Here is a 14,580-nt window from a genome sequence, read left to right as displayed (position 1 = left end):
CCCGCCATGGGACGGTACGTCGTCCGGCGTCTGCTGCAGATGATCCCGGTGTTCATCGGGTCGACCCTGCTGATCTTCCTCATGGTGAACGTGATGGGCGACCCCATCGCGGGCCTGTGCGGCGACAAGCAGTGCGACGCGGCGACGTCCGCCCAGCTCAAGAAGGAGTTCGGCCTCGACAAGCCGGTCTGGCAGCAATACCTGACCTACATGGGGCACGTCTTCACCGGCGACTTCGGCACCGCGTTCAACGGCCAGAAGGTCACCGAGCTGATGGCGACGGCGTTCCCCGTGACCATCCGGCTGACGATCGTCGCGATCCTCTTCGAGATCGTCATCGGCATCACCCTCGGTGTCGTCACCGGCCTCAAGCGCGGCCGGCCCGTCGACACCTCGGTCCTCCTGCTCACCCTCGTCGTGATCTCCGTCCCCACCTTCGTCACCGGCCTGCTGCTCCAGCTGCTGCTCGGCGTCGAGTGGGGCTGGATCAAACCGTCGGTGTCCACGGACGCCACCTTCGGCGAGCTGATCGTGCCGGGCCTGGTCCTCGCGTCCGTGTCCCTGGCCTACGTGACCCGGCTGACCCGCACGTCCATCGCGGAGAACAGGCGCTCCGACTACGTCCGCACGGCGGTGGCGAAGGGGCTGCCGAGACAGCGGGTCATCGTGCGGCACCTGCTGCGCAACTCGCTCATCCCCGTCGTCACCTTCATCGGCACGGACATCGGCGCGCTGATGGGAGGGGCGATCGTCACCGAGCGCATCTTCAACATCCACGGCGTCGGCTACCAGCTCTACCAGGGCATCCTGCGCCAGAACACCCAGACCGTGGTCGGCTTCGTGACCGTGCTCGTCCTGGTGTTCCTGGTGGCCAACCTGCTCGTCGACCTCCTGTACGCCGTTCTCGACCCCAGGATCCGCTATGCCTGAATACCAGGAACCAGAGGGCGCAATCGCCGGGACCGGAGCGGGCGGTGCGATGGATCTCGCGGTGAGCGAGGCCACCACCCTGGAGAAGGGCCCCGACGGTACGGGCCCTCAGGACAAGCCCCGCTCCCTGTGGTCCGACGCCTGGCGCGACCTGCGCCGCAACCCCGTCTTCATCATCTCCGCCCTGGTGATCGTCTTCCTGGTCGTCATCTCCCTGTGGCCGTCGCTGATCACCTCCGGGAACCCGCTGAAGTGCGACCTGTCGAAGGCCCAGGAAGGCTCGCAGCCGGGACATCCCTTCGGCTACGACGGCCAGGGCTGCGACGTCTACACGCGCACGGTGTACGGCGCCCGTACGTCCGTGACGGTCGGCGTCTGCGCCACGCTGGGCGTCGCGATCCTCGGGTCGATCCTCGGCGGCCTCGCAGGGTTCTTCGGAGGCTTCTCGGACTCGATCCTGTCCCGCACCACCGACATCTTCTTCGCGATCCCCGTGGTCCTCGGCGGCCTGGTGCTCCTGTCGGTCGTCACGAGCAGCACGGTGTGGCCGGTGATCGGGTTCATGGTGCTGCTGGGCTGGCCGCAGATCTCCCGCATCGCGCGCGGCTCGGTCATCACCGCCAAACACAACGACTACGTCCAGGCGGCCAGGGCGCTGGGTGCCTCCAACTCCCGTCTGCTGCTGCGCCACATCGCCCCGAACGCGGTCGCCCCGGTGATCGTCGTGGCGACCATCGCCCTCGGCACGTACATCTCGCTGGAGGCGACCCTGTCGTACCTCGGCGTGGGCCTCAAGCCCCCCACGGTCAGCTGGGGCATCGACATCTCCGCGGCCTCCGCCTACATCCGCAACGCCCCGCACATGCTCCTCTGGCCCGCCGGAGCCCTCGCGATCACGGTCCTCGCCTTCATCATGCTCGGCGACGCGGTCCGCGACGCCCTCGACCCGAAGCTGAGGTGAACGGACGTGACGACGGGGAGCCCCCGCGGCACGGGAGACCTCATGGCCGTCCGGACGACCCGGCCCGTACCGGCCGGCGAGGCGGCACCCGAGGCGGCCGGCGCTGGGCGCGGGGTGTTCGTCCTGGCGCGGCGCCGGGGGGTTGTGGCGCGGCGGGTGCGGGGTGCTGCGGGGGCGTTCCGTCAGTGCGGGGTGTCGGGCCCGTTCCCGGCCGCCCGGCTGTGTGCTGCCCGGGGCAGCGGGCCGGAAGCCGGGAGGGCGTGGTGTGGGGGTGGGATCACCGCCGTCGGGTTCGGGCGGTGCGGGGGAGTTCGTGTGTGCCAGGAGGGCGGGGCCCGGCGGGCGCGGTGGTGTGCCGGTGCGGTCGTCGGGGATGTCGGCGCCCGCCGGACCAGTTTTTCCATGCCGACGTTCCTCCTGACCCGCGACGCCCCGACCGGAAGCTGAGGTGAGTCTCCGTGCTGCTCGAAGTGCGTGATCTGCAGGTGGAGTTCAGGACCAGGGACGGGGTGGCCAAGGCGGTCAACGGGGTCGACTACGGGGTGGACGCGGGGGAGACCCTCGCGGTGCTCGGGGAGTCCGGGTCGGGGAAGTCGGTGACCGCGCAGGCGATCATGGGGATCCTCGACATGCCCCCCGGGAAAATCACCGGCGGCGAGATCCTCTTCCAGGGCCGGGACCTGCTGAAACTGAAGGAGGACGAGCGGCGCAGGGTCCGCGGCGCCGAGATGGCGATGATCTTCCAGGACGCGTTGTCCTCCCTCAACCCCGTGCTCTCCGTCGGCGACCAGCTCGGCGAGATGTTCGTCGTGCACCGGGGCATGTCGAAGAAGGACGCCCGGGCCAAGGCGGTCGAGCTGATGGACCGGGTGCGCATCCCCGCCGCCGGGGAGCGCGTGAAGGACTACCCGCACCAGTTCTCCGGCGGCATGCGCCAACGCATCATGATCGCGATGGCACTCGCCCTGGAACCCGCGCTGATCATCGCCGACGAACCGACCACCGCGCTCGACGTGACGGTCCAGGCCCAGGTGATGGAGCTGCTCGCCGAGCTCCAGCGCGAGTACAACATGGGGCTCATCCTCATCACCCACGACCTCGGCGTCGTCGCGGACGTGGCCGACCGGATCGCCGTCATGTACGCCGGCCGGATCGTCGAGCAGGCCCCCGTGCACGACATCTACAAGGCGCCCGCCCACCCCTACACCCGCGGACTCCTCGACTCCATCCCCCGACTCGACCAGAAGGGACAGGAGCTGTACGCGATCAAGGGACTGCCGCCCAACTTGATGCACATCCCGCCGGGTTGCGCGTTCAACCCCCGCTGCCCGATGGCCCGGGACTTGTGCCGGACGGACGTACCGCCCCTGTACGACGTCGCCGACGGCCGGTCCAGTGCCTGCCACTTCTGGACGGAGTGCCTTAATGGTTGAGCCGATCCTCGAAGTGGGTAGACTGGTCAAGCACTACCCGTTGACCCGGGGCATCCTGTTCAAGAAACAGGTCGGTGCCGTCAAGGCCGTGGACGGCGTGGACTTCACGCTGCACAAGGGAGAGACCCTCGGGATCGTCGGGGAGTCCGGCTGCGGCAAGTCGACCGTCGCCAAGATGCTCGTCAACCTGGAGCGGCCGACGGAAGGGTCGATCAAGTACAAGGGCGAGGACATCACCAAGCTCTCCGGCAAGGCGCTCAAGTCGGTCCGCCGCAACATCCAGATGGTCTTCCAGGACCCGTACACCTCGCTCAACCCCCGTATGACGGTCGGCGACATCATCGGGGAGCCGTACGACATCCATCCCGAGGTGGCCCCCAAGGGCGACCGGCGCAAGAAGGTCCAGGACCTGCTGGACGTCGTGGGCCTCAACCCGGAGTACATCAACCGCTATCCGCACCAGTTCTCCGGCGGCCAGCGCCAGCGCATCGGCATCGCGCGCGGGCTGGCCCTGCGCCCGGAGGTCATCGTCGCCGACGAACCGGTCTCCGCCCTCGACGTGTCCGTGCAGGCCCAGGTGATCAACCTCCTCGACCGGCTCCAGAGCGAGTTCGAGCTGTCGTACCTCTTCATCGCGCACGACCTGTCGATCGTCCGGCACATCTCCGACCGGGTCGGGGTGATGTACCTCGGACGGATCGTGGAGATCGGCCGGGACGCCGAGATCTACGACCATCCGACGCACCCCTACACCCAGGCGCTGCTGTCCGCCGTGCCGGTGCCCGACCCCGAGGCCCGCGAGCACCGCGAGCGGATCATCCTCGCCGGCGACGTCCCGTCCCCGACGAACGTCCCGTCCGGGTGCCGCTTTCGCACCCGCTGCTGGAAGGCCCAGGAGCGCTGTGCCCTGGAGGTCCCGGAGCTCGCTGTGCCGGCGGAGTTCCGGCTCGTGAGCGGACCGGCCGCGCACGACTCGGCCTGCCACTTCGCGGAGGAGAAGCAGGTCGTACCGCCGGAGGCGACGCGGTAACACGGAGGCAACTCGGCCGACCCGGTTCCGATATACGAACGCGTCAGGCTCTACGACGTACGGCCGTGCGGGTGCCGTAAGCGGGCCGGGACGCGCCATGTCGTCCCGGCCCGCTGCCGTGCCTACGCCATCCCCAACGACCGCTTCAGGAAGTCCAGCTGAAGCCGCAGCAGGTTCTCCGCGACCGTCTCCTGCGGGGTCATGTGGGTCACGCCGGACAGCGGCAGCACCTCGTGCGGTCGGCCCGCGGCCAGCAGGGCCGAGGACAGCCGCAGCGAGTGGGCGACCACCACGTTGTCGTCCGCGAGGCCGTGGATGATCATCATCGGGCGGTGCGGCCCGACCGCGTCGACCAGGCCATCGTCGTCCACCAGCGAGTTGCGGCGGTAAACCGCGGGCTGCTCGTCCGGGTGGCCGAGGTAGCGCTCCTGGTAGTGGGTGTCGTACAGGCGCAGATCGGTGACCGGGGCACCCACGACCGCCGCGTGGAAGACGTCCGGGCGGCGCAGGGCCGCGAGGGCGGCCAGGTAGCCGCCGAAGGACCAGCCGCGGATCGCGACCCGGGTGAGGTCGAGCGGGAAGTCCTCCGCGAGCGCCTGGAGCGCGTCGACCTGGTCCTGGAGGACGACCGCCGCGAGGTCGTCCCGGACCGCCTTCTCCCAGGCGGGGGAGCGGCCGGGAGTGCCCCGGCCGTCGGCCACGACCACCGCGAAGCCCTGGTCGGCGAACCACTGCGAGGTGAGGTGCGGGTTGTGCGCGGCGACCACCCGCTGCCCGTGCGGACCCCCGTACGGGTCCAGCAAAACCGGAAGAGGGCTGTCACCGGCGTAGTCCTGCGGCATAAGCACGGCGCACGGGATCCTGCGTGCGCCCCCCTCGGTCAAGGTCACGCGCGGGGTCAAACCGGGATCTTCCGCATATGACGTGACGGTCGCCGTCTCCTTGCCGTCGCGCAGTACCCGCGCCCGTGAGCCCGGCCGGTCGAGGGTCGCCGACACCAGTACGGTCACGCCCCCGGCGCGCACCGCCGAGTGCACGCCGGGTTCCTGCGACAAGCGCTCCACTCCGAGCTCGTTCACCCGGTAGACGTGCACCTCGCCCAGCTCCGGGGCCTCGGCCTCGGTGCCGGCCGATGCCGAGACCAGCACGTCGTCCCGGGTGACGTCCAACACCGCGCGGATGTGCAACTGCGGTCCGGTCAGCGGCCGTTCTCCGACCGCGAGGACGCGCGCGCCCCCCTCGTCGGCGATCCGCACGAGCTGTCCCGAAGGGCTCCAGCAGGGCACCCCGGGGAAAAGATCCAGCCAAGTTGGATCTTCGTCCGCGTGCACCATCCGGGTCGCGCCGGACTCCGGGTCCGCCGCCAGATACAGCTGACTGCGCTGGTCGCGCGCCTGTACGAGCAGCAGCGGAGCACCCGCGGCTGACCAGTGCACATGGGCCAGATACGGATAGCGCTTCCGGTCCCAGGAGACCTCCGTGCGCGCCCCGTCCAGAGCGACCACGAACAGCCGTACATCCGCGTTGGGGGTGCCCGCGGCCGGGTACGGGACGTGGTGTGGATCACGCTCCGGGTGGGCCGGATCGGAGATCCACCAGCGCCGCACCGGCGTGTCGTCCACGCGCGCGACCAGCAGCCGGTCGGACTGCGGCGACCACCAGAAGCCCCGTGACCGGCCCATCTCCTCGGCCGCGATGAACTCCGCGAGGCCGTAGGTGACGTGATCCGACTCCGCGGTGGCGAGCGCCCGGTCGTCCTCGCCCTCGGCGCCCACGACCCGCAGCGAGCCCTGGGCGACGTACGCGATGTGGCGTCCGTCCGGGGCCGGGCGGGGGTCGATCACCGGTCCCCGGACGGGCAGTTCACGTGCCGTCCCGGCCCGCAGCTCCGCCGTGAAAAGCCGCCCTGACAAGGCGAAAGAGGCCAACTCGACGGCTGCGTCGGTGGCATAGCCGACGATGCCGGCTCCGCCCTCGCGGCTGCGCTCGCGGCGCGCCCGCTCCGTGGGTGACAGGCGCTCCTCGGCGCCGCCCAGAAGGGCGCGCGGGTCCGCCGCCACGCGCTCCCCGCCCTCCACCGCGTCGAGCACCCACAGTGAATTGGCCCGGTTCGTGCCCGAGTTAGAGCGCAGGAACACGACCCGCGATCCGTCGGGCGCCACGGTGAACGCGCGTGGCGCGCCGACGGTGAAGCGCTGGGTGCGGGCGTGCCGGCGGGGAAAGGAGTCAGGCTCGGTCGTCATGCCCCGACCATATTGGCCATGCGCCCCCTTGTGCGGCCGTGCGCCGACGGATGCGCAGGCCCGGATAGTTATGATCACTACCGCATAGTGGGTATGAATCCGCTGGCTGCTGTATGGATTTATCTGCCCCCATAGTTCCGTTCCCGTCCGACCCCCCACGTCCCTGGGTTCTTTGGAGGTGAGCCGCCGTGGCACTCTCGATTTCGGCGGTGGTGCTGCTGGCGATCATCGTCTTCTTGCTGATCAAGAAGTCGGGTTTGAAGGGCGGTCACGCGGTCGTGTGCATCTTGCTCGGCTTCTATCTCGCCGCTTCCTCGATCGCCCCGACGATCAGTGAGCTGACGACGAACATCGCGGGCATGATCGGCAGTATCAAGTTCTGACACCGGCTGAGCGGGACTGTCGGTGGCTCCTCGTAGGCTGGGGCCATGACGGAACAGCCCGCTCGGCGCCTTCTCCTGGTGCACGCGCACCCGGACGACGAGTCGATCAACAATGGCGCGACCATGGCCAGGTACGCGGCCGAGGGGGCCCGGGTGACCCTGGTCACCTGCACCCTCGGCGAGCTCGGCGAGGTCATCCCGCCCGGGCTGCGGCACCTGACCGGCGCAGCCCTCGGCGAACACCGGCGGGGCGAGCTCACCGCGGCCATGCGTGAGCTCGGCGTCGCGGACTTCCGCCTGCTCGGCGGCGCGGGGCGCTACCAGGACTCCGGAATGACGGGCCTCCCGGACAACGACGACCCCGCCTGCTTCTGGCAGGCCGACGTCGACCAGGCGGCCGGGTATCTCGTCGAGGTGATCCTGGAGGTGCGCCCCCAGGTCCTCGTCACCTACGACGACCACGGCGGGTACGGCCACCCCGACCACATCCAGGCCCACCGCGTCGCCATGCGCGCCGTCGAGCTCGCCGCCGACGCCGGATGGCCGATCCCCAAGGTCTACTGGAACCGCGTACCGCGCACGATCGGCGAGCAGGCCTTCGCCCGGCTCCACGCCGACCTGCCCGGTCTGCCCTTCACCAAGGCCGCCGTCCTGGACGACGTACCCGGTGTGGTGGACGACGAGCGGATCACCACCGAGATCGACGGCACCGCCCACGCCACCGCCAAGAGCGCCGCGATGGCCGCCCACGCGACCCAGATCGACGTGTCCGGGGCGTACTTCGCGCTCTCCAACGAACTCGCACAACCCCTCTTCACCACGGAGTACTACGAATTGGTGAGAGGGGAACCCGGGGACATCAGGGAGACCGACCTGTTCTCCGGGATCGAGGGCGCGTCATGAACGACCGTACGTCGATGCTCGCCCAGCCCCTGCAGCGCCCCTCCGTCGGACGGGTCGCCGCATACCTCGGCCTTTTCGTGCTCGGGGCGGTGGTGGGGCTCGCCGGAGCGCTGGTGCAGGGCGGCTGGTTCCCGGGCGGACTGCTGCTCGCGCTGCTCGGTGAGGCCGGACTGCTGCTCGGCGGGGCACGCGCCACCGGCAGCCGCGCCGGAGCCGTCGCGCCCGCCGGCGGCTGGATGCTCGCCGTCATCTTTCTCACCACCAGCCGCCCGGAGGGCGACTTCGTCTTCGCCGCAGGAAGTGGCTCCTATCTCTTCCTGCTCGGTGGCATGGCCGTGGCTGTGATCTGCGCCACCCTTGGGCAAGGGCGGCAACCGGGCGGCGACGCCGTCCGACTTGGCAAGTGACGTACCACTTCTCCGCATCGCGCGCGTGCGAGTCCCGTGTGGGTTTCCCCAGCGGTCGTGGGATACAGGCCAGAAGTGGCCAGTATGGTGGTGCGCGCCGCCGGCGCCCGAAGCAGTGAGGTCGAAACGGGCGGCGGAGCCAACCGGGAGAACCTGCCTTGAGTCGTGAAACTGACAGTCCGTCCTCCGGGCCCAACGGGCGCGGCGGAGCCGCCTACCCCTCGGGCACGCCGCCGTACGGGACGCCCATGGCGTCCGACGGCGGTCCGGACGCGGGCCGTTCGGCCACGCAGCCGGAGGAGCGCAAGACCGAGACCACGCTGACGACCCGGATCCGGATCAACATCCCCGGTTCGCGGCCGATTCCGCCGGTCGTCGTGCGTCAGCCCGTCGGGGAGTCGGAGAGTTCCGGTGACAGGGGTCCGGAGGCCGAGGCCCCGACGCCGAGTCCCTCCTCGACCACCGGCACCGTCGAACTGCCCGCCGAGCCCGCCCCGCCGTCCGCCGAGGAGAAGCAGAGCGACTGGTTCGCGCCCCGCAAGTCCGGTCCCGCCAAGGGCGGTCCGGGCGCGGGTGCCGGCAACGGAGCCGGTCTGCCGGGCGGTTCGGGCGCGGGTGCGCCCGGTGCCGGCGGTCCCGCTGCGTCCGGCCCCCGTCACGGTGGTGCCGGTGCGGCCACGTCCGGCGGCGCGCGCCCCAGTGCCGGGCGCCCCGGTGGGGTGGTCGGCTCCATGAGCGTGCCGGGCGGTTCCCGCTCCGGTGCCACGAACGGCGCCGGTCTCCCGGGTGCCACGGGCGGTCCGGTCGCTCCGGGCCACGGTGGCGGCACCGGTTCCTTCGACGTCACCGAGGCGCTGAACGCCGGCCCGCTGGGAGGCGGCCAGCGCGGCAGCGAACCCCGCCGCGACGAACTGCCGTACTTCACCGAGAACGGCAACGGCTCCGGCGGCCCGGGCGAGGAGAACGGCCAGGGCGGCTACGGCGGACCGGAAAGCCAGGGCGGCTACGGCGGCCCCGCCGGTCCGAACGGCCAGACGGGCCAGATCGACTACGGCGCCCAGGGCGGCCAGATCGACTACGGCGGCGGTTTCGGCGGAGCGCAGGGTCCCGGCGGCCCGGGCGGCTCCCAGGGGCCCGCGGGCCCGACGGGCGGCCCGGTCACCGGCGACGGCCCGGTCGTGCCGCCCGCCGGACCGGACCCCTTCGCCAGGGCGGAGTCCTTCGGCGGCGAGTCCTTCAACGGCTCCGACGGCTTCAACCGGCAAGCCGGCCCGGGCAGCGGCGGACGCGGTCCGGGCGGTTCGGGCGCTCCCGGCACCCTCGGCGGTCCGGGCGGCCCCGGCATCTCCGGGGGCCTGGCCGGCCCCGGTGCCCCGGGCGTCTCAGGCGGCCGGCCCGGTCAGCCTCGCCAGCCCGGTCAGCCCGGCCAGCCCGCCGCAGGCGGCCCCGGCGCCCTCGGTCGGCCCGGCGGCCCCGGCCCCGGTGGTGCTCCCGGTGCCGGTCTCGGCCCGGGGGGCGGTCTGAGCGACGACACCGCGATCCTCACCCCGCAGAAGCCGGCCCCGGAACCGGGCGCTCCCGGCTACGGCGCCCCGGACAACGTCTCCGGGCACACCGTCACCAGCGGTATGCCGGTCGTACCGGGCGGCGCCCAGAACGCCCCCTTCGGACCGGGCACCGACGGCCGCACGCCCCCGAAGCTGCCCGACACCGCGTCGCAGGAGGCCCCGGCCGCCGCGGCGAAGAAGAAGAAAAAGAAGAAGGGCCGCAGCAAGCTGGCGATGGTCGGCGGCACCGTGGTCCTCCTCGGCGTCGGTGCCTACGGCGCCGGTCTCCTGATGAACCGCTCCGACGTGCCCAAGGGCACCACCGTGCTCGGCGTGGACATCGGCGGCGGCACCCGTGACGACGCCGTCAAGAAGCTCGACGACGCCCTCGGCGACCGGGTGAACGAGGCGCTGAGGCTGTCGGTCGGCGGCGACACCGTCTCGCTCAAGCCGGACCAGGCGGGGCTCCAGCTCGACGATCAGGGCACGGTCGCCGCGGCCGCGAAGAGCGACTACAACCCGGTCTCCGTCATCGGCTCCCTCTTCGGCAACCACCGGGTCGTCGACCCGGTCATGCCGGTCGACGAGGAGAAGCTCCAGGCGGCCCTGGAGGACGCCTCGGGCGGCGCCGGCTCGGCGACCGACGGCACGATCAAGTTCGTCAACGGCAAGGCCGTCGCCGTGTACGGCAAGGCGGGCAAGGGCATCGACGTCGCCAGGTCGACCACCGCGGTCGAGGAGGCGTACCGCGCCCAGGTGGAGACCGGCACCGCCGGCAAGGTGACGCTGCCCACGACCACCAAGCAGCCGACGATCTCGAACGCCGAGGTCGACCGGATGATGAAGGAGTTCGCGCAGCCCGCGATGTCCGAGCGCGTCACGATCCGGACCGACGCGGCGCACAGCATCGACTTCGGCTCGCTGTCCCTGCCGAAGATCCTCGGGTTCAAGGCGGTCGACGGCAAGCTCGTGGAGACGTACGACCTCAAGGCGCTCAAGGAGGCGTACGGCACCACCTTCGCCGGCGTGCAGGTCGACGGCGCGAGCGGCAAGCGCGACGTCCTGCCCGAGGACGTGGCCTCCGCCCTGCGCAAGGCCCTGCGCGGCAAGACGGCGGCCGAGCGCATCGGGGTCATCGACACCAACCCGAGCTGACCCGCCCGGCGGCCAGCGCACCGGAGTGCCGCAGACATGACATCTGTCATGCGGCACTCCGGACGGCCGACACTGCCCGCCACCGCACCCGCGGAGCCACCATGGCCGCATGACAACGACAGCCCCGGTGGTCGGCTTCGACCAGGTGAGCAAGGCATACGGCGAGGTACGCGCCGTCGACGGACTGACCCTGACCCTGCGGCCGGGGGAGACCGTGGCGCTGCTCGGTCCCAACGGCGCCGGCAAGTCGACCACCCTCGACCTGCTGCTCGGCCTCAAGCAGCCGGACAGCGGCAGCGTCCGGCTCTTCGGCACCACCCCGCGTGAGGCGATCATCGCCGGACGCGTGGGGGCGATGCTCCAGAGCGGCGGGCTGATGGACGAGGTCACCGTCGCCGAACTGGTGAAGCTCGCCTGCGCCCTGCACCCGAAGCCGTACCCGGTGAGCGACGTCCTCGCCCGGGCCGGTGTCGCCCAGATCGCCGACCGCAAGGTCAACAAGCTCTCCGGCGGCCAGGCCCAGCGGGTCCGCTTCGCCCTCGCGACCGCCGGCGACAGCGACCTGATCGTCCTGGACGAGCCGACGACCGGCATGGACGTCACCACCCGCCAGGCCTTCTGGGCCACCATGCGCGAGCAGGCCGACCAGGGCCGTACGGTCCTGTTCGCCACCCACTACCTCGAAGAGGCCGACGCCATCGCCGACCGGGTGCTCGTCCTGCACCGGGGCCGCCTGCTCGCCGACGGCACCGCCGCCGAGATCAAGGCCAAGGCGGGCGCCCGCCGGATCGCCTTCGACCTGGAGGGCACGATCGAGGAAGGGCCCCTGCGCGGGCTGCCCTTCCTCACCTCCGTGGACATCTCCGGCCAGACCGTCCGCATCCAGTCCACCGACGCCGACGCGACCGTCCACGCCCTCTACGGCCTCGGCGTCTACCCCCGCAACCTCGAAGTCGCCGGGCTCGGCCTGGAGCAGGCCTTCGTCGCCATCACCGAGGCCGAGGAGGCCCGTACCTCATGAACAGCCTGATCAAGCTGGAACTCGTCCGCGCCCTGCGCAACCGCAAGTTCCTGTTCTTCTCGGTGCTCTACCCGTCGGTGCTGTTCCTGATCATCGCGGGCAGCTCCGGGACCACCGACACGGTCGACGGCACCGGCCTGACGGTCGCGACGTACATGATGGTCTCGATGGCCTCCTTCGGTGCCCTGACCGCCGTCCTGATGGGCAACAGCGAGCGCATCGCGAAGGAACGGGAGGGCGGCTGGGTACGGCAGCTGAGGCTGACCACGCTCCCCGGCCGCGGCTATGTCCTCGCCAAGACGGCGAGCGCGGCCGTGGTGAGCCTGCCCTCGATCGTGGTCGTCTTCGTCGTCGCCGCGACCGTGAAGGACGTACGCCTGGACGCCTGGCAGTGGCTCGCCCTCACCGGCGCGATCTGGGCCGGAAGCCTCGTCTTCGCCGCGCTCGGCGTCGCCATCGGCTACCTCGCCACCGGTGACGCGGTCCGCCCGATCACGATGATCACCTACTTCGGCCTGTCGATGCTGGGCGGCCTGTGGATGCCCACGACGACCTTCCCGCAGTGGCTCCAGGACATCGCCAAGTGGCTGCCCACGCACGCGTACGCTGCCCTCGGGCAGGCCATCGAACAGAGCCGCGCCCCGCACGCACAGGACATCGCCGTCCTGGCCGTCTCCTTCGCCCTGTTCGCGGGCGGAGCGGCCTGGCTGTACCGGAAGGACACGTTGAAGGCGTGAGCGGCACCGGCGTCGGGATCGGGCAGCGCCCCGAGACCCGCAAGCAGATGATGGTCAAGATGCTGTGGACGGGCATCTGGCTGGTCTATCTGAGCGCACCCGTCTCGGACCTCCTGCACGGCGGCCACGGGGCCGTGGCCGTCGTCCTCGGCTGGCTCGGTCTCGCGGGCTTCGTCGCCTGGTACCTGGCCCTGCTGTTCAGGACCGGCCGCCGCAACGCCCAGGAGTTCGTGCTCGTCTCCCTCGCGGTCCTCTCGGCCGAGTCGGCCCTGCTCGTCCTCACCCTGGGCCGCGAGTGGCTCGTCCTCTTCGTGTACGTGTCGATCGCGTCCGGCGCGGCCCTGCCGCTGCGCCTCGCCCGCTGGACCATCCCGGCCGCGTCCGCCCTGATGGCGTGCCTCGCCCTGCTCGTCGCCGACGGCACGGACTACATCGGCGCCCTCCTCATCCCCGCCCTGCTCGGCGGGTTCGCGATGACCGGCGTACGCGAACTCGTCCGTACCACCATCGAGTTGCGGGAGGCCAGGGCCCGGGTCGCCCAGCTCGCCGCCAACGAGGAGCGGCTGCGCCTGGCCCGCGACCTGCACGACCTCCTCGGCCACTCGCTGTCCCTCATCACCCTGAAGAGCGAACTGGCGGGCCGCATGCTCCCCGCCCACCCCGACAAGGCGGCCCAGCAGGTCGCCGACATCGAACAGGTCAGCCGGCAGGCCCTGGTGGACGTCCGCGAGGCCGTCTCCGGCTACCGGCGCGCCCGCCTGGCCGCGGAACTCGCGGGCGCCCAGGTCGCGTTGACGGCCGCCGGGGTCACCGCCACCCTGCCCCCCGAACCCGACCTCGCCGGCGTCCCCGAGGAGAGCGAGTCGGCCCTGGCCTGGGCGCTGCGCGAGGCGGTCACCAACGTCGTACGGCACAGCGGCGCGCGCGGCTGCACGGTGGAGCTGCTGCACCGCCAGACCCTCGACGGGCCGCGGCTCGAACTCACCGTCGAGGACGACGGTTCGGGCGGCGCGGGCGACGCTCCCGGCAACGGTCTCACCGGACTCACCGAACGTCTGGAGAAGGCCGGCGGCACCCTGGAGGCCACCGGCACCCGGCGCGGCTTCCGCCTGGTCGCCCGGGTGCCCGCCGGTTCCGCGGCCGACGTAGGATCCGCCTCATGACGAGCCGCACGATCAAGGTCCTGCTCGCCGAGGACCAGTCGATGGTCCGCGAGGCCCTGGCCGCGCTGCTCGGCCTGGAGGACGACATCGAGGTCGTCGCCCAAGTGGCCCGCGGCGACGAGGTCCTGGCGGCGGCCCGCGCCCACGACATCGACGTGGCCCTCATGGACATCGAGATGCCGGGCGCGACGGGCATAGAGGCGGCGGCCCGGCTCCACAAGGAACTCCCGGCGGTCAAGCTGGTCATCCTCACGACCTTCGGCCGCCCCGGCTACCTCCGCAGCGCGATGGAGTCGGGCGCCGACGCCTTCCTGGTCAAGGACGCCCCGGCGGCCCAACTGGCCGAAGCGGTACGCAAGGTGCTCGCGGGCGAGCGGGTCATCGACCCCACGCTGGCGGCGGCGGCCCTGGCGGAGGGCGCGAACCCCCTGACGGACCGCGAGCGCGAGGTCCTGCGCGCGGCGGCGGACGGCTCCACGAACGCGGAACTGGCGACCACCCTGCATCTCTCGCAGGGCACAGTCCGCAACTACCTCTCCACGGCGATCCAAAAACTGGCGGTACGGAACAGGGCAGAGGCAGTCCGGATCGCGAGAGAGAAAGGCTGGCTGTGAGGGCCTTTTGCTTTTAGGGGCGCGGGGAACTGCGCGACAAGCCCCCACCGAGC

Annotated in this window: 13 protein-coding genes; 12 read left to right on the top strand and 1 reads right to left on the bottom strand. The window is 71.3% G+C overall.

Features of this window, described 5'->3' with window-relative positions; genetic code table 11:
• The first annotated feature begins 6 nt into the window (after positions 1-6).
• From AQI94_RS08870 to AQI94_RS08855, 4 genes are all read left to right on the top strand, one after another.
• Entirely contained in the window at positions 7-930 is a 924-nt protein-coding gene (locus AQI94_RS08870) for an ABC transporter permease (protein ID WP_030320732.1), read from the top strand.
• Positions 923-1,891, top strand: coding sequence for an ABC transporter permease (locus tag AQI94_RS08865; protein WP_031041877.1), 969 nt, complete (start codon positions 923-925; stop codon positions 1,889-1,891). Before AQI94_RS08870 ends, AQI94_RS08865 begins: the two co-directional genes overlap by 8 nt.
• 458 nt (positions 1,892-2,349) lie before the next feature.
• Positions 2,350-3,324 (top strand): ABC transporter ATP-binding protein, encoded by a 975-nt coding sequence (locus AQI94_RS08860; RefSeq protein ID WP_031041883.1) that lies wholly within the window; start codon positions 2,350-2,352, stop codon positions 3,322-3,324.
• Complete coding sequence (locus tag AQI94_RS08855; RefSeq protein WP_031041886.1) at positions 3,317-4,354, top strand: ABC transporter ATP-binding protein; 1,038 nt, start codon at positions 3,317-3,319, stop codon at positions 4,352-4,354. Before AQI94_RS08860 ends, AQI94_RS08855 begins: the two co-directional genes overlap by 8 nt.
• Before the next feature lie 122 nt (positions 4,355-4,476).
• Here AQI94_RS08855 and AQI94_RS08850 read toward each other — a convergent pair whose 3' ends face one another.
• Positions 4,477-6,597 (bottom strand): S9 family peptidase, encoded by a 2,121-nt coding sequence (locus AQI94_RS08850; RefSeq protein WP_031041889.1) that lies wholly within the window; start codon positions 6,595-6,597, stop codon positions 4,477-4,479.
• Between the two features lie 188 nt (positions 6,598-6,785).
• Between AQI94_RS08850 and AQI94_RS08845 the strand changes: the two genes are divergently transcribed.
• From AQI94_RS08845 to AQI94_RS08810, 8 genes are all read left to right on the top strand, one after another.
• Positions 6,786-6,980, top strand: a complete 195-nt coding sequence (locus AQI94_RS08845) for a hypothetical protein (RefSeq protein ID WP_031041890.1) — start codon at positions 6,786-6,788, stop codon at positions 6,978-6,980.
• Positions 6,981-7,025: 45 nt separating this feature from the next.
• Positions 7,026-7,883 carry an N-acetyl-1-D-myo-inositol-2-amino-2-deoxy-alpha-D-glucopyranoside deacetylase gene (mshB, locus tag AQI94_RS08840; protein WP_031041893.1) on the top strand — a complete coding sequence of 286 codons (858 nt, stop codon included), beginning with the start codon at positions 7,026-7,028 and terminating at the stop codon, positions 7,881-7,883.
• Positions 7,880-8,290, top strand: a complete 411-nt coding sequence (locus AQI94_RS08835; protein ID WP_031041895.1) for a DUF6113 family protein — start codon at positions 7,880-7,882, stop codon at positions 8,288-8,290. The genes mshB and AQI94_RS08835 overlap by 4 nt, the downstream gene beginning before the upstream one ends.
• A 158-nt stretch (positions 8,291-8,448) precedes the next feature.
• Complete coding sequence (locus AQI94_RS44560) at positions 8,449-10,992, top strand: hypothetical protein (RefSeq protein WP_062229670.1); 2,544 nt, start codon at positions 8,449-8,451, stop codon at positions 10,990-10,992.
• Positions 10,993-11,101: 109 nt separating this feature from the next.
• Complete coding sequence (locus AQI94_RS08825) at positions 11,102-12,013, top strand: ABC transporter ATP-binding protein (protein WP_031051480.1); 912 nt, start codon at positions 11,102-11,104, stop codon at positions 12,011-12,013.
• Entirely contained in the window at positions 12,010-12,750 is a 741-nt protein-coding gene (locus AQI94_RS08820; protein WP_031051483.1) for an ABC transporter permease, read from the top strand. The genes AQI94_RS08825 and AQI94_RS08820 overlap by 4 nt, the downstream gene beginning before the upstream one ends.
• Positions 12,747-13,913: a sensor histidine kinase gene (locus AQI94_RS08815; RefSeq protein WP_031051485.1), complete on the top strand. Its 1,167-nt coding sequence runs from the start codon at positions 12,747-12,749 to the stop codon at positions 13,911-13,913. Before AQI94_RS08820 ends, AQI94_RS08815 begins: the two co-directional genes overlap by 4 nt.
• Entirely contained in the window at positions 13,910-14,527 is a 618-nt protein-coding gene (locus AQI94_RS08810; RefSeq protein WP_031051487.1) for a response regulator transcription factor, read from the top strand. Before AQI94_RS08815 ends, AQI94_RS08810 begins: the two co-directional genes overlap by 4 nt.
• The last annotated feature ends 53 nt before the right edge of the window (positions 14,528-14,580 follow it).

The organism is Streptomyces pseudovenezuelae (assembly GCF_001513955.1).
GTDB classification, from domain to species: Bacteria; Actinomycetota; Actinomycetes; order Streptomycetales; family Streptomycetaceae; genus Streptomyces; species Streptomyces pseudovenezuelae.
Note: the sequence above shows the minus strand (reverse complement) of the source record. Positions and strands in the feature narration are given on the sequence as shown.

Excerpts from the sequence above, each read along its gene's own strand:
- AQI94_RS08870 (WP_030320732.1), top strand. The coding sequence starts at position 7 with ATGGGACGGTACGTCGTCCGGCGTCTGCTGCAGATGATCCCGGTGTTC.
- AQI94_RS08865 (WP_031041877.1), top strand. The coding sequence starts at position 923 with ATGCCTGAATACCAGGAACCAGAGGGCGCAATCGCCGGGACCGGAGCG.
- AQI94_RS08855 (WP_031041886.1), top strand. The coding sequence starts at position 3,317 with ATGGTTGAGCCGATCCTCGAAGTGGGTAGACTGGTCAAGCACTACCCG.
- AQI94_RS08850 (WP_031041889.1), bottom strand. The coding sequence starts at position 6,597 with ATGACGACCGAGCCTGACTCCTTTCCCCGCCGGCACGCCCGCACCCAG.
- mshB (WP_031041893.1), top strand. The coding sequence starts at position 7,026 with ATGACGGAACAGCCCGCTCGGCGCCTTCTCCTGGTGCACGCGCACCCG.
- AQI94_RS08835 (WP_031041895.1), top strand. The coding sequence starts at position 7,880 with ATGAACGACCGTACGTCGATGCTCGCCCAGCCCCTGCAGCGCCCCTCC.
- AQI94_RS08825 (WP_031051480.1), top strand. The coding sequence starts at position 11,102 with ATGACAACGACAGCCCCGGTGGTCGGCTTCGACCAGGTGAGCAAGGCA.
- AQI94_RS08820 (WP_031051483.1), top strand. The coding sequence starts at position 12,010 with ATGAACAGCCTGATCAAGCTGGAACTCGTCCGCGCCCTGCGCAACCGC.
- AQI94_RS08810 (WP_031051487.1), top strand. The coding sequence starts at position 13,910 with ATGACGAGCCGCACGATCAAGGTCCTGCTCGCCGAGGACCAGTCGATG.